The following is a 13,269-nucleotide window of genomic DNA, read 5'->3' as shown; positions in this document are numbered from 1 at the left end:
GGCGGCCGGGCTCGGAGCGACGCCTCAGCGGCCCGGCAGTCCCGGCGGTCCCGGCAGTCCCGGCGGTCCCGGCGGTCCCGGCGGTCCCGACAGTCCCGGCAGGGAGCAGTCGACCCGCCAGCCCGCGGGGGTGCCCGGGCCGGCGGTCAGCGAGCCCCCGTGGCCGGCGACGCGGGCGGCGAGTCCGGCCAGGCCGGTGCCGCCGGCGCCCGGGCGGCGCAGCAGCGGCCTGTGGGCGGGGCCGCCGCCGTCGGTGACGGTCAGCTCCACGGCGCCGTCCTCGCCGGGGGCCACCCGGACGGTGACCTCGGTGGCCCGCGGGGCGTGCCGGCGGATGTTGGTGAGGGCTTCCAGGACGACGGCGTAGGCGGTCGCCTCGGCCTCGGCGGAGAGCCGGCCGGCGGTGCCGGGCGCCAGCTCGGCCGTGGCACGCAGGGCGCCGGAGCCGCCGGTGGCGCCGAACCGGGCGACCAGCTCGGGGAGGTCGGCCAGGCCCAGGCGGCGCGTCGTCGCACCGTCGGCGCGCCCGGTCGGCCCGCCGTCCCGTCCGCCCTCGCCGCCCTGGCCGCTCGGCTCGCGGAGGGCGCCGACCATCTCGTCCATCGAGTCCAGGGCCCGCAGCCCGGCCTCCTCCAGCCGGCGCAGCAGTGCGGCGGTCTCCTCCGCTTCCTGGCCCGGGAGTTGGCCGGCCTGGGCCTCCAGCACGATGCCGGTGATCTCGTGCGCGACGAAGTCGTGCAGCCCCCGGGCCACCTCCAGCCGCTGCTCGCACCGGGCCCGGGCGACCGCCCGCTCCCGCCGGGCGTCCAGGACGCGCAGGTAGAGGGCCGTGCCCGCGACGCCGAGCAGCGGCAGCAGCGAGATCAGCACCCCGCCCACCGGCCCGGCGGCGCCACCGTGCGGCACCCTCAGGGCGAACCGCAGCGGCAGCAGCAGGGCCGCGAGAGCGACCAACCCGCCGACCACCGCCACCGAGCGGTCGGGCAGCCGGCGGACGGCCCGGAAGAGCAGTCCGAGCAGGGCGAGCCACTCGAAGGGCAGCCAGAACGCGGGCAGCCGGTACGGCCCCAGGTAGACCAGGTCGACCAGCAGCGAGACCCCGGCCACCGCCCCGGCTGCCGCACCGAGCGCGATCCGCCCGGCGGGCCACGGCAGCAGCGCCACCACCGCGGCGAACACCGTCGTCAGCGCGAGCAGCACGGCCGCCCCCCGGGCGTCCGGCTGCGCCAGCACGACGGGCACCAGCAGCGCGAGCGCGGCCCCGGCGGCGAGGCGCCGGCGGAGCCGGGCCGGCCGCGGCCGCTGCCGCGGTCGGGCGGAGTCGGGGCTGACGAGGGGGAAGTCGGTACGCACCCGGTCGAGCCTACGGGGCGGCTCCCCCCGGCCGGGCCCCCGGCCGGTCCGACGGGCAGCTCTCCAGGGGGAGACGATCTCCTCCTCGGGAAGGAACGGCCCGCCCCTCAACTCCCCTCCGCAGCGGGAGGTCCGCGCGGCCGGGCCGGAGCATGCTCGGTGACGTCGGAACAACCGCGCCGAAGGAGACACGAACCACCATGAACCGCCGCCTTGCCACCGCCGCAGTCTCGCTCCTCCTGCTGGCCGCGACGGCCGCCACCACCGCACCGGCCGCCGTCGCCGAACCGGCGGGCACCGCACCGACGTCTGCCGCCGAACAGGCGTCCACGGCCGGCGACTTCGGACCGGTGAGCGTGCGCGGCACCGGCAACACCGTCCTCACCGCGGCCTTCCAGGGCTTCGACGGCGACCCGGTGAGGATCTCGGTGGACGCCCGCGCCACCACCAACACCGATCCGGCCAGCACGGCGGGCCACTTCCACGTCCGCCACGTGCACACCGACGGCCGGCTGGTCGCCGACTTCGAGGGCGACATCAGCTGCCTGGCCGTCGGCGGCCGGGAGGCGATCGCCACCGGGGTGATCACCAAGGGCGAGGCGCCCTGGTTCCCGGGCCTGGAGCTGGTCGGCCAGAAGGTCGCGCTCTCGATCGAGGACAACGGGCGGCACGGGGACCGGATGGGCTGGGTCTGGGGCGCGTTCGGCCAGCCGGTGTCGGACTGCCAGGGCACGGTACCGTTCATCCGCACGACCAGTGGTGACTTCTCCGTGCGCGGCTGACACCCGGCCGACCGGGCCTGCCCGGCTCCTCTCCGGCAGCGGGCGAGGCGACGAGCGGGAGCCGCTCACCACCGCCCGAGTGCCCGCAGATCCGGAGGCCCCGTTGTCCCTCGACCGCCAGACCGCCCCACCACCGGCAGCGGGGTTCAACGACCGAACAGGGGACGGCCGTTGAACCCCGCACCGAACCGGCGACCGCCCGACTTCTCCCGACTCGCCGCCGTCGGACCGTACTTCGCGCTGGACACCTCCCCGGCCGGAGGGCCGCCCGAGGGCTTCCGACCGCTGACCGAGTTGTACGGCACCGGGCCGGACGCGCCGCTGGCGGCGCGGCTGCGGGTGGTGGCGCAGCGGCTCGGCACCGCCGAACTCCGGGTCGCCGCCTCGATCCTGCATCTGGGGCTGGCGGCCCGCTTCTGGTCGGTGGGGCTGGGCTCGGCCGTCCTGCTGGGTACGGTCCCGACCCTGGAGCACGCCTGGGTCCGGATCCCGGACCAGGGCCCGCTCGACCTGTGGACCCCGGCCGAACCCGCCCACCCGGCCGCCGGGACGCTCGCCGACCAGCTCCACCAGTTCGTCCTGACGGGCCAGTTGGAGCCGCTGGCGGCTGCCGTCCGGGCCGCCGCCCCGCTCTCGCCGCGCCTGCTGCTCGGCAACGCCGCCTCCGCACTGGCCGGAACGCTGCGGGTACTGGACGCCCATGCGCCGGGTGCCGCCCGGACCTTGGTCGCGGAGCTGCTGGCCCGTCCGCCGCTGGCCGGATCGGGCACCCTGCGCACCGGGGCGCGCGGCACGGCGTTCCGGCGGACCAGCTGCTGCCTCTACTACCGGGTGGGCCCGGGGGCCGGGCTCTGCGGGGACTGCTGCTTCAGCACGCCGCCCGGCCGCGGGAAGCGGAGGGACTAGACGAGTAGTTCCGAAGTGGGCTGGGTTTGCCGGTTCTGCTCCGGGCATGCAGGAAGGGTGTCCAGCATCGGGTTGTGACGACCGAAGAGCTGGACACCCTCCTGACGGCACTCTACGTGCAGATCGATGATCACCTGCCCCGAACGCGGTGGTTGGGCCGCCCGCCGTTGCTGACGGACTCCGAACTGGTCTGCCTGGCCGTGGCCCAGGTGCTGCTCGGCTTCCACTCAGAGGCCCGCTGGATCCGCTTCGCCCAGGCCCATCTGCGCGGCATGTTCCCGAACCTGCCCGGCAGGCCCGGCTACAACAAGCGCCTGCGCGCGGCACGGCCGCTGCTCCAGCAGGCCGTGCGCGACCTGGCCCGGGCGACCGACCTGTGGGGCGACCCGGTGTGGATCACCGACTCGACGCCCGTGGAGTGCGGCCGCTCCCGCGACACCGTCCGCCGCTCGGCGCTGGCCGGCTGGGCCGGCTACGGCTACAGCCGCTCCCACTCGCGCTGGTTCTGGGGCCTGAAGCTGCACCTGGTGTGCACCCCGGCCGGCCTGCCCGTCACCTGGGCCCTCGCCAACCCCAAGGTCGACGAGCGCGAGGTCCTGGCCGCGCTCGTCGAGACCGAGCCCGGTCTCGTGCGCGAGCGGCCCGGCCTGCTGATCCTCGCCGACAAGGGCTACGTCTCCGCCGAACTCGACCGCTTCCTCGACCAGTACGGCATCCAGCTGCTGCGACCGTCGTACCGCAACCTCGCCCCTCGCCCGGGCGAGGGACTGCTGAAGTCGGTCCGCCAGCTCATCGAGTCCGTCAACGACACGCTCAAAGGCCAACTCGGACTCGAACAACACGGCGGCCGCACCATCGAAGGCGTCGGCGCCCGGGTCGGCCAGCGGCTGCTGGCGATGACCTGCGCGATCTGGCACAACCGGACCACCGGCCAACCCGTCACCCGCTCACTGATCGCCTACGACCACTGACCGACTTCGGAACTACTCGTCTAGGCCGTGTCTCATAATTGATCTTGTGGTGGGTCGAGGAGAGATAACGGATGCTGCGTGGGCTCGGATTGAGCCGTTGCTGCCGCAGCGGGATGGTGCCGGGCGTCCTTGGCGGGATCACCGGCAGGTGGTCAACGGGGTGCTGTGGCGGCTGCGCACAGGTGCCCCGTGGCGCGATCTGCCCGAGCGGTACGGTCCGTGGCAGACCGTCTACCGGCGCTTCGCCCAGTGGGAGAAGGACGGAACCTGGGCCACACTCCTGCGTGAGATCCAGGTCCGCAACGACGCGGTGGGCACCGTGGAGTGGACGGTCTCGATCGACTCCACGGTCGCCAGAGCCCACCAGCACGCGGCCGGCGCCCGCAAAAAGGGGGCCAGTCCGAGGACGAATCGGATGATCCGGCAACAGTTGCGCACCGCGAGGCGCTCGGCCGGTCCCGGGGCGGACTGACGACCAAGATCCACCTGGCGGTCGACGGCCGGGGCCTGCCGCTGTCGATCGTCCTGAGCACGGGCAACACGGCCGACTGCACGATGCTGCCCGCCATCCTCGACGCCATCCGCGTCCCACGTCTCGGGAGCGGGCGGCCAAGGACCAGACCCGACCGGGTCGTGGCCGACAAGGCCTACTCCTCCCGGAAGATCCGCCACCTGCTGCGGCGCCGACGGATCAAGGCGGCCATCCCCGAACGCCGGGACCAGATCGCCGGCCGCGCCCGCCGCGCAAGCCGCGGCGGGCGACCGCCGGCCTTTGACAAGGCCGCCTACAAGGGGCGGAACGTCGTCGAGCGGTGCTTCGCCAAGCTGAAGCAATTCCGGGCAGTGGCAACCAGGTTCGACAAGCTGGCGAACCGCTACCGGGCCGGCGTCGTCCTCGCCTCGCTGATCCTGTGGCTGCGAGCCGAGGAGCAATGACCCCCGCCAAGATCAATTACGAGACACGCCCTAGGGTCCGGCCGGTCGATCATGTGACTACCACTCGCCCGGCTCGTTGTTCCGGGCATGGGGCGGGGAGATCTCACGGATGCCGAGTGGGAACGGCTGCCGCCGTTCCTGCCGGTCGGCAACAGGCGTTGTGGCCGGTGGCGGGACCACCGACAGGTGATCGACGGGATCCTGCACCGGGTGCGGACCGGCGTGCACCGGCGCGACCTGCCCGAGCGGTTCGGACCGTGGAAGACGGCCTGGTGCTGCTGGCGGCCGTCGGCTTCGACGTCTACAACAGGCGCCGGGCCAGTTCCCGACCGGCTGCTCGACGGGGACGGGCGCGGTGCCCCCGCACCGCGCCCGTCCTCTTCCAGGAGGGTGGGCGGCACGCCCGCCCTGGGACATGCGGAAGGGGTACCTCTCGGCGGAGAGGCACCCCTTCGCCGTTCGGACTCAGTGGGCCAGCAGCACCAGGGCGAGCACGACCAGGGCCGGCAGGGTCTGCACGAAGAGGATCTTGCGGGAGGACGTCGCGGCGCCGTACACGCCGGCGACGGCGACGCAGGTGGTGAAGAAGACCCGCACCTGGAACCCGACCGGGTCGGCGGCGAAGGCGCCCCACAGCAGACCGGCCGCCAGGAAGCCGTTGTACAGGCCCTGGTTGGCGGCCATCGACTTGGTCGAGACCGCGAACTCCGGGGACGTGCCGAAGGCGGCCCGGGCCCGGGGGGTCGTCCACAGGAACATCTCCAGGACCAGGATGTAGACGTGCAGGAGGGCGAGCGCGACGACGGCGATCACGGCAGCTGTGGACATGCCGGGCATACTACGCCGCGACCGGCGTCCGACCGGCATTTTGTTCAGGCCCTTGCCGATCCCGTCGGGCCCTGTGGCTCGCTCGGACGCCTCGCACGGACCGGCCGAAAACTCTTTCGAACGGGCGGCAGCCTCCTCCGCGTCGGCACCTGACGGGTGACCCCGAGGGCGGACGCGCCCACGGGCCGCCCGATCCCACCAGGGCGCCGTCACCGAGCAGCAGACGGACCGGTCCAGCAGCGGCGGATCGGCGACGTGAGCGGGTCCGACGCCGTCACCTTCACCTCCCGCAAGAGCGGTCAGGTCCTGGACGTCACGGGCAACTCCACCGATCAGGGCACGCAGATCATGCCAATCCACCGTCACGGGGGAGCGGAAGAACTAATACCTTCACAATCAAAGGTCATGTCGGTACGCCGTCGCCTTCTCGGCCGCGCACCCCGGTCCAGTCCACCGCCGCCGACGGCACCGCGACCCGTCCGGCCGCCGGGCCGCCACCCCGGCGAAGCCCGCGCCCGGTACGCCCACCGGCCGGGCGCAGCACCGGACCGCAGCGGGCGCACCGACGGCTCCGGCGGCGCGGGAGTGTTCCAGGGACGGGACGGGACGGGGCAGAGCGGGACGGGGCGGGACGGGGCGGCGGTACGGCCCCGGATCAGCCGCCGTCCGCCAACTCCAGGTGCCGCCGGACGAGATGGTGCACGCAGGCCACCGTGTGCGCCTCGGCGGCGGTCCGGGCGCCGGCCGCGTCTCCGGCCAGCACCGCGACCAGGATCTCCCGGTGCTGCTCGGCGAGGCCCGACTGGTCCGGCCCGTACGGGGCGGGCAGCCAGAGCAGCGGGCCGAGTTCGGCCTGGAGCCGGACGGCGAGCTGGGTGAGCCGCACCGACTGGGCGGCGGCGGCGAGTTCGATGTGGAAGCGCGCGTCGGCGCGGCGCTGCTCGGCGGGGCCGGCGGCGTCGCGCAGGTCGTGTACCAGCCGGGTGAGCCTGGGGCCGAGGTCGGCCGGGGCGCGTTCGGCGGCGAGCCGGGCGGCGGTGCCGAAGACGGCCAGCTCCTCGTCGCCGAGGTCGCGCAGGTCCGCGGTGGCGAGGTCGCGCAGCCGGGCGAGCTGGAGGTCTTCGGAGCCCCCGGCGGGGGTGCGGACGAAGCTGCCGCCGTTGCGGCCGCGCCGGGTCTCGATCAGACCGGCCTCGCGGAGCAGCGCGAGGGCCTCGCGGACGGTGCCGTTGGCGACGCCGAGCTGGTCGGCCAGGTCGTTCTCGCTGGGCAGTTGGTCCCCGTCGGCGACCAGCCCGAGGGCGATCGCCTGGGTGATCCGGCGGGCCACCGCGTCGGCGCGCCCGAGGTCGGCGAGCGGCGCGAGGACGGCGCTGAGCAGTGGTGTCGCACTGCCGATGGTCGTCACGCGCACCTCTCCTCGATCGCCGTCGCCGGATCGAACTCGCCGAATCGCCTGCGCCGGCAAGCCAGTTCGCCGTCTCCGGCGCGCCGGAACACCGGATCACCGGATCGCCGTCACCGTCGCCGGATCGCCGGCCGCCCGGATGTTTCCCGCAGGGTACCCCGATCGAGTACGCGCTCTTGCCGCTAGAAACTCGATCTCCTATGTTTTCCCGCAGCCTTCGCCCGAGCACCACCCGTAGCGCTCCCACGCATCACGACACGTTCCCAGGAGCTGGTCATGACCGATGCCCGTGCACGTGCCACCGTCCACTCCCCCGACCCGGACGCCGAACGGCTCGCCGCCCTCGGCTACACCTCCGAGTTCAAACGCGACATGAGCCTCTGGGCGAACTTCTCGCTCGGCTTCACCTATCTGTCCCCCGTCGTCGGCGTGTACACACTCTTCGCTTCCTCGCTCCGGACCGCCGGGCCGCCGATGCTCTGGAGCTTCGTGATCGCGGGCCTCGGCCAGCTGCTGGTGGCCCTGGTGTTCAGCGAGGTGGTCGCCCAGTTCCCGGTGGCCGGCGGGGTGTACCCCTGGGCGCGCCGGCTCTGGGGCCGCACCTGGGGCTGGCTGACCGGCTGGGTCTACCTGCTGGCGCTGATGTCCACCATCGCGGCGGTCTCCTACGGCGCCGGCCCGTACGTGGCCGCCCTGCTGGGCGTCGAGCCGAGCACCGCGACGACCGTCTGGTGCGCGCTCGGCCTGCTGGCCCTCGCCACCGTGATCAACCTCGGCGGCACCCGGGTGCTGTCGGCGGCGGCCGTGTTCGGCTTCGCCGCCGAGTTGGTCGGCGCCTTGGCGGTCGGCGCCTGGCTGCTGCTGACGCACCGCTACCACGGGCTCGGCGTGGTCCTCGACCGCTTCGGCGCGGGCGGCGACGGCGACTACACCGACGCCTTCCTGGCCGCCGGGCTGATCGCGGTCTTCCTGTTCTTCGGCTTCGAGGCCTGCGGCGACGTCGCCGAGGAGGTGCCCGACCCGGGTCGACAGATCCCCAAGTCGATGCGGCGCACCATCTACGTCGGCGGCGCGGCGGCGATCGGCGTCAGCCTGGCCCTGGTGATGTCGATCCGGGACATCGGCGCGGTGGTCTCCGGCGACGACACGGACCCGGTGGCCAAGGTGCTGCACGACGCCTTCGGCGCGACCGGCGCCCGGGTGGTGATCGCCGTGGTGCTGATCTCGTTCCTCTCCTGCGTGCTGAGCCTCCAGGCGGCGGCCAGTCGGCTCACGTACTCCTTCGCCCGGGACCGGATGATCGCGGGCAGCCGTCTGCTGGCCACCGTCTCGGACCGGCTGCGGGTGCCGCCGTACGCGCTGCTGCTCGCCGCGGCACTGCCCGGTGTGATCATCGTCGGCGCCTCGGCGCTCTCCGAGGGCGCCCTCACGAAGATCATCTCCTTCTCCAGCATCGGTATCTACCTGGCCTTCCAGATGGTGGTGCTGGCCGCCCTGCGGGCCCGGCTGCGCGGCTGGCGCCCGAGCGGGGACTTCCGGCTCGGCCGCTGGGGCCTGGCGGTGAACACCGGCGCGCTGGTCTACGGCGTCGCCGCGATCGTCAACATCTGCTGGGGCCGGACCCCGGACGCCGTCTGGTACGACAACTACCTGGTGCTGCTCTCGGCGGTGGTGGTGCTCGCGGCCGGCGGCCTCTACCTCCTGCTGGCCCGCCCGCACCTGCGCGGCGACGCCCCCTCGGGCGACGCCACGGCCGCGGCCGGAACGACGGCGGCCCTGACGGCCCCAGCCGGCCCGACCGGCCCGACCAGGGATCGGGCATGACCGGGGAGCGGGCATGACCGGCCTCCCGCTGGACGGCGTCCTGGTCGCCGACTTCGGCCGGGTCCTGGCCGCGCCCTACCTCACCATGCTGCTCGCCGACCTCGGCGCCGACGTCATCAAGGTCGAGCAGCCCGGCACCGGCGACGACACCCGCGCCTGGGGCCCGCCGCACGCCCAGGGCGAGGCCACCTACTTCCTCTCCGTCAACCGCAACAAGCGCTCCCTCACCCTCGACCTGCGCGACCCCGCCGACCACGCCCGCGCCGTCGAACTCGTCCGCCGCGCCGACGTGCTGGTGGAGAACTTCCGACCCGGCACGATGGCCCGCCACGGCCTCGGCCCGGACCGCGCCCAGGCCCTCAACCCGAGGCTGGTCTACTGCTCGATCACCGGCTTCGGCTCCGGCGAGGGGGCCGGACTGCCCGGCTACGACCTGCTGGTGCAGGCCGTCGGCGGACTGATGTCGGTGACCGGCCCGAGCCCGGGCGAGCCGGTGAAGACCGGCGTCGCGCTGGTGGACGTGCTGACCGGGCTGCACGCGGCGGTCGGCGTACTGGCCGCACTGCGCGAGCGCGAGAGCACCGGCCGGGGCCAGCTGGTGGAGCTGAACCTGCTCTCCACCCTGCTCTCCGGCCTGGTCAACCAGTCCGCCGGCTACACCCTGGCCGGCGCCGTGCCGGGCATCCTCGGCAACCGCCACCCGTCCGTCGCCCCGTACGAGGTGTTCACCGCCGCCGACCGTCCGCTGGTCGTCGCGGTCGGCAACGACCGGCAGTTCGGGGCGCTCTGCCGGGGCGTCGGCGCTCCCGAACTGGCCACCGACCCGCGCTTCGCCACCAACTCCGACCGGGTCGCCCACGTGGCCGTACTGGCCCGCGAGCTCACCGCCCGGCTCGAACTCCGCACCGCCGCCGAGTGGTTCGCGGTGCTCACGCCGCTCGGGGTGCCCTGTGGCCCGGTCAACGACCTGGCGGAGGCCTTCAGCCTCGCCGACTCGCTCGGCCTGCACCCCCGGGCGCCGCTGCCGGGCCCCAAGGGCCGCCCACTGGACCTGGTCGCCAACCCGATCGGCCTCTCCCGCACCCCGCCCCGCTACCAGCTGCCGCCGCCCCGGCTCGGCGAGCACACCGCCGAACTGACCGCCTGGCTGGACACCCCGACCGACCGGCCCACGTGCGACCAACCCACGTGCGACAGGACCGCGCCCGACCAGAACCTGCACGACAAGGGGCCGCGACAAGAACCCTGAGCGCCGCCGGGTCCGCCCCGGCACGCGCCGCGGCACGCGTCCGGCTTGTCCAGAGCCGGCCGCGGGCCGCCGTTCCACACCCGGTGCCGATGCCCGTGGCGCCGGGTGGAGCCCTTCCGAGGGACGCGGTCAGACCGCGACCGCCTCCTCCATCTCCTCCTCGGCCTCCTCCGGCGTCTCCACCGGACGGCGCCCGCGGCCCTCGTACACCGCGGCGGCCACCAGGGCGGCCCCGCCGAGCAGCAGCCAGACCAGCAGGGTCACGACGTGCCCGCCGAGGCCCGCACCACCGTCGAAGTACATGACGCTGCGCGCGCCCTCCATGAACCCGGCGCCCGTCCAGAAGCCGTGCAGGCCGCCGAAGAACCCGTTCTGCAGCTCGGGCCGGTAGATGCCGCCGGAGGAGGTGAAGTTCAGCATCACGAACAGCACCATCAGGGCCAGCGTGGTCCACTTCTTCAGGAAGCTGTGCAGGCCGATGCCGATCAGCACGATGCCCGCCGAGTAGAGCCAGCCGAGCGCCCAGATCGCGGCGTAGTCGTGGTCGACGACGTGGAAGACCGGCCCGGCGGTGACGATCCCGATCACGCTGACCACCAGCGAGACCGCCACTCCGACCAGCGCCCGGACCCTCATGGCCAGCCCCGCGCCGGCCGCGCCGATCACCGCGACGCTGGCGTAGGAGCCGATGCTCAGCGCGACCAGCAGGAAGAACAGGCCCTGTCCGGTCGGGTCGCCCTTCGCCGGGGTGGTCAGGTCGGTGACGTGCAGCGGCACGCCCTGCTTGTCGGTGACGTTGGTGAACACGGCCGTGGCGGCCACCACCGAGGTGTCCGAGTTCCCCTTGGCGACGATCAGCTCGGGGCTCCTGGCGTCCGGGACGAAGGCGCCCACCAGGTCCCGGTCGCGCAGCTGCTGCTCGGCGGCCGCCCGTTCGTCCACCGTGCGGACGTCGAGCGCGTCCCCGGCCTTGCCCTGGATCGCCTGGGCCAGGCCCTGCGCCTGCGGCGTGGTGCCGACCACGGCCACCTTGAGGTGGTGCGGCTCGGGCTGGTGGAAGGCGCCCTGGTAGGCGAGCGCCATGCCGAGGCACATCAGCAGCGGGGTGATCAGGTGGACGGCGAGGTGTTTGAGCGAGTGCCCCAGGGTGGGCGCTGCGGCGGGGTTCCGGGGTGTGCTCATGGGGTTCGTACCGTCCTCCGGTGGTGTCTCTCAGTCTGGTGATGAAGGTGGCAAATACAACCAATCAGGATGGTAAATGCAACCAACTCGATGTAGCTTACAACCATCCGACATCGAGCGGAAGCCGGGCCCCACCGACCGGGGCCCGGCTTCCACCGGATCGCCCGTCAGTCCAGCTCGAACACCCCGTACGAGAACCCGTCCGCCCGCAGCTCCCCGTCCACCACCCGGACGCCCTGCACCTGCAGCGGCCGCACGCCCGGCACCCGCCGGGCGCCCTCCGGCAGGCCCGCCGACGGCACGGACGCGAGCGGTACGGACGCCAGCGATTCGGACGCCAGCGGTACGGACGCCGGCTCACGGCGCGGGTTGACCGCCACCAGGTACCGCCCGGCCCGGGTGTACACCAGCGGGTATCCGGCGTGCCGGACCTCCACCCCGCCGCCCGCGCCCAGTCCCGGGTGCGCCCGGCGCAGCGCGATCAGCCGCCGGACGGTGTGCAGCAGTGAGGTCGGGTCGGCCCGCTGGGAGAGCACGTCCGGGCGGTGCGGGTCCGGGTCGACCGGCAGGTACAGCCGCTCGGGCGGCGCGCTGGAGAAGCCGGCGGTGGGCCCCGGCGTCCACTGCATCGGGGTGCGAGAGCCGGCCCGGTTGAAGCGCGGGCCGAGCACGCTGCCCTCGGTGTCGGGCAGGCCGGGCAGGTAGCGCATGCCGATCTCGTCGCCGTAGTAGACCGCCGGGAGGGTGGGCCAGGTGAGCAGGAGGGCGAAGGCGGGGGCGAGTTGCTCGGCGGTGCGCGGGCCGGCGGCCAGGCGGGAGAAGTCGTGGTTGGAGGTGGGCAGCACGATGTGCCCGCTGCCCTCGGCGAGTTCGGCGGCGGAGCGCCAGGCGTCCAGGAAGGGCTGCGCGGTGCCCCGGCCGTCGGCGTCGAAGTAGCAGGAGTCCTGGCACCAGAACTCCTCGACCGTCCCGCCGTTGTTGTTCCAGAGGGAGCGCAGCGGCAGGCCGTGGTCCTCGCCGCCGAAGTGCAGGAAGAAGTCGGCGTGGAAGCCGGCCGCGACGGCGGCGGCCGGGTCGCCCCACTCGGCGAGCAGGGCGGCGTCGGGGTGGTCGCGGTCCAGCCAGTCGCGCACCTCGGTCCAGAGCTTGGCGGTCTCCACCTTGCCCGGGTCGTCCTTGACCAGCGAGTACGCCATGTCCACCCGGAAGCCGGACACCCCGAGGCCGAGCCAGTAGGCCATGATCGCGCGCAGCTCCGCCCGGTTGGCTCGGGGGCCGTCCGCGTCCACCGCCTGCCGCCAGGGCTCCTCCGAACTGGTCCGGGCGTAGCCGAAGTTGAGCGCCGGCTGACAGTCGAAGAAGTTCGGCCGGTACCAGCCGGGGCGGCTTCCGGGCGAGGCGACGAAGCCGTCCACCGGGCGGTCGGCCCAGATGTACCGGTGGTCGGACGGGTCCTCGGCGGAGGCCAGGAACCAGGGGTGGCGGTCGGAGGTGTGCCCGGCCACCAGGTCCAGCAGGACCCGGACGCCCCTGCGGCGGGCGGCCTCGACCAGGGCCACCAGGTCCTCGGTGCTGCCGTAGCGCGGGGCGGGCGTGAGGTAGTCGGAGACGTCGTACCCGGCGTCGCGGAACGGGGAGGCGAAGCAGGGGTTGAGCCAGACGGTGTCGATGCCGAGCCAGGCGAGGTGGTCCAGGTGTTCGGTGATGCCGGCGAAGTCGCCGATGCCGTCGCCGTTGGAGTCGGCGAAGCTCTGCGGGTAGATCTGGTACAGCACGGCGTCGGCGAGCCACTCGGGGCCGGGGCGGGTCGAGGTCATGGGCGGTTCCTCC

Annotated in this window: 11 protein-coding genes and 1 pseudogene; 7 read left to right on the top strand and 5 right to left on the bottom strand. The window is 73.8% G+C overall.

Features of this window, described 5'->3' with window-relative positions; all coding sequences use genetic code 11:
* Positions 1-24: 24 nt before the first annotated feature.
* On the bottom strand, positions 25-1,353 hold the full coding sequence (locus tag ACZ5GH_RS30985; protein ID WP_464335925.1) for a sensor histidine kinase: 1,329 nt from the start codon (positions 1,351-1,353) through the stop codon (positions 25-27).
* A gap of 200 nt (positions 1,354-1,553) precedes the next feature.
* Here ACZ5GH_RS30985 and ACZ5GH_RS30980 point away from each other — a divergent pair, with 200 nt between their 5' ends.
* The 5 genes and pseudogenes from ACZ5GH_RS30980 to ACZ5GH_RS30960 all read left to right on the top strand — a co-directional run.
* Positions 1,554-2,135, top strand: coding sequence for a hypothetical protein (locus ACZ5GH_RS30980; protein ID WP_387760074.1), 582 nt, complete (start codon positions 1,554-1,556; stop codon positions 2,133-2,135).
* A gap of 171 nt (positions 2,136-2,306) precedes the next feature.
* Positions 2,307-3,041, top strand: a complete 735-nt coding sequence (locus ACZ5GH_RS30975; protein WP_464335924.1) for a (2Fe-2S)-binding protein — start codon at positions 2,307-2,309, stop codon at positions 3,039-3,041.
* 74 nt (positions 3,042-3,115) lie between these two features.
* A complete protein-coding gene (locus tag ACZ5GH_RS30970) occupies positions 3,116-4,012 on the top strand; it encodes an IS982 family transposase (protein ID WP_464333288.1) in 897 nt (298 codons plus the stop codon).
* Between the two features lie 49 nt (positions 4,013-4,061).
* A protein-coding gene (locus ACZ5GH_RS30965) for an IS5 family transposase (RefSeq protein ID WP_464336903.1) occupies positions 4,062-4,948 on the top strand; the annotation gives its coding sequence in 2 pieces (ribosomal slippage) (positions 4,062-4,416 and positions 4,416-4,948; 888 coding nt in all).
* A gap of 87 nt (positions 4,949-5,035) precedes the next feature.
* Positions 5,036-5,221, top strand: a pseudogene (locus tag ACZ5GH_RS30960) (transposase); the annotation flags it as partial.
* Between the two features lie 192 nt (positions 5,222-5,413).
* Here the strand turns inward: ACZ5GH_RS30960 and ACZ5GH_RS30955 are convergent.
* Together ACZ5GH_RS30955 and ACZ5GH_RS30950 are read right to left on the bottom strand one after the other, a co-directional pair.
* The gene (locus ACZ5GH_RS30955) at positions 5,414-5,776 is read right to left on the bottom strand and encodes a DUF1304 domain-containing protein (RefSeq protein ID WP_464335923.1); all 363 of its coding nucleotides are present in this window, start codon (positions 5,774-5,776) and stop codon (positions 5,414-5,416) included.
* Positions 5,777-6,431: 655 nt separating this feature from the next.
* A complete protein-coding gene (locus tag ACZ5GH_RS30950) occupies positions 6,432-7,184 on the bottom strand; it encodes a FadR/GntR family transcriptional regulator (RefSeq protein WP_464335922.1) in 753 nt (250 codons plus the stop codon).
* 276 nt (positions 7,185-7,460) lie between these two features.
* Here ACZ5GH_RS30950 and ACZ5GH_RS30945 point away from each other — a divergent pair, with 276 nt between their 5' ends.
* Both ACZ5GH_RS30945 and ACZ5GH_RS30940 read left to right on the top strand, forming a co-directional pair.
* The gene (locus tag ACZ5GH_RS30945) at positions 7,461-9,008 is read left to right on the top strand and encodes an APC family permease (RefSeq protein WP_464335921.1); all 1,548 of its coding nucleotides are present in this window, start codon (positions 7,461-7,463) and stop codon (positions 9,006-9,008) included.
* A gap of 13 nt (positions 9,009-9,021) precedes the next feature.
* Positions 9,022-10,257: a CaiB/BaiF CoA transferase family protein gene (locus ACZ5GH_RS30940; RefSeq protein WP_464335920.1), complete on the top strand. Its 1,236-nt coding sequence runs from the start codon at positions 9,022-9,024 to the stop codon at positions 10,255-10,257.
* Positions 10,258-10,386: 129 nt separating this feature from the next.
* Here the strand turns inward: ACZ5GH_RS30940 and ACZ5GH_RS30935 are convergent, their stop codons facing one another.
* Together ACZ5GH_RS30935 and ACZ5GH_RS30930 are read right to left on the bottom strand one after the other, a co-directional pair.
* Positions 10,387-11,439, bottom strand: coding sequence for an ABC transporter permease (locus ACZ5GH_RS30935; protein WP_464335919.1), 1,053 nt, complete (start codon positions 11,437-11,439; stop codon positions 10,387-10,389).
* Between the two features lie 167 nt (positions 11,440-11,606).
* Positions 11,607-13,256, bottom strand: a complete 1,650-nt coding sequence (locus tag ACZ5GH_RS30930; protein WP_464335918.1) for an alpha-amylase family glycosyl hydrolase — start codon at positions 13,254-13,256, stop codon at positions 11,607-11,609.
* Positions 13,257-13,269 lie beyond the last annotated feature (13 nt).

It is taken from the genome of Kitasatospora sp. Xyl93, from assembly GCF_055383135.1.
The sequence above is the reverse complement of the archived record's forward strand: the minus strand, read 5'-3'. Positions and strand labels throughout refer to the sequence as shown.

What these genes read in the sequence shown, in the direction of transcription:
- ACZ5GH_RS30980 (WP_387760074.1), top strand. Translation starts at nt 1,554, where the DNA reads ATGAACCGCCGCCTTGCCACCGCCGCAGTCTCGCTCCTCCTGCTGGCC.
- ACZ5GH_RS30955 (WP_464335923.1), bottom strand. Translation starts at nt 5,776, where the DNA reads ATGTCCACAGCTGCCGTGATCGCCGTCGTCGCGCTCGCCCTCCTGCAC.
- ACZ5GH_RS30945 (WP_464335921.1), top strand. Translation starts at nt 7,461, where the DNA reads ATGACCGATGCCCGTGCACGTGCCACCGTCCACTCCCCCGACCCGGAC.
- ACZ5GH_RS30940 (WP_464335920.1), top strand. Translation starts at nt 9,022, where the DNA reads ATGACCGGCCTCCCGCTGGACGGCGTCCTGGTCGCCGACTTCGGCCGG.
- ACZ5GH_RS30935 (WP_464335919.1), bottom strand. Translation starts at nt 11,439, where the DNA reads ATGAGCACACCCCGGAACCCCGCCGCAGCGCCCACCCTGGGGCACTCG.
- ACZ5GH_RS30930 (WP_464335918.1), bottom strand. Translation starts at nt 13,256, where the DNA reads ATGACCTCGACCCGCCCCGGCCCCGAGTGGCTCGCCGACGCCGTGCTG.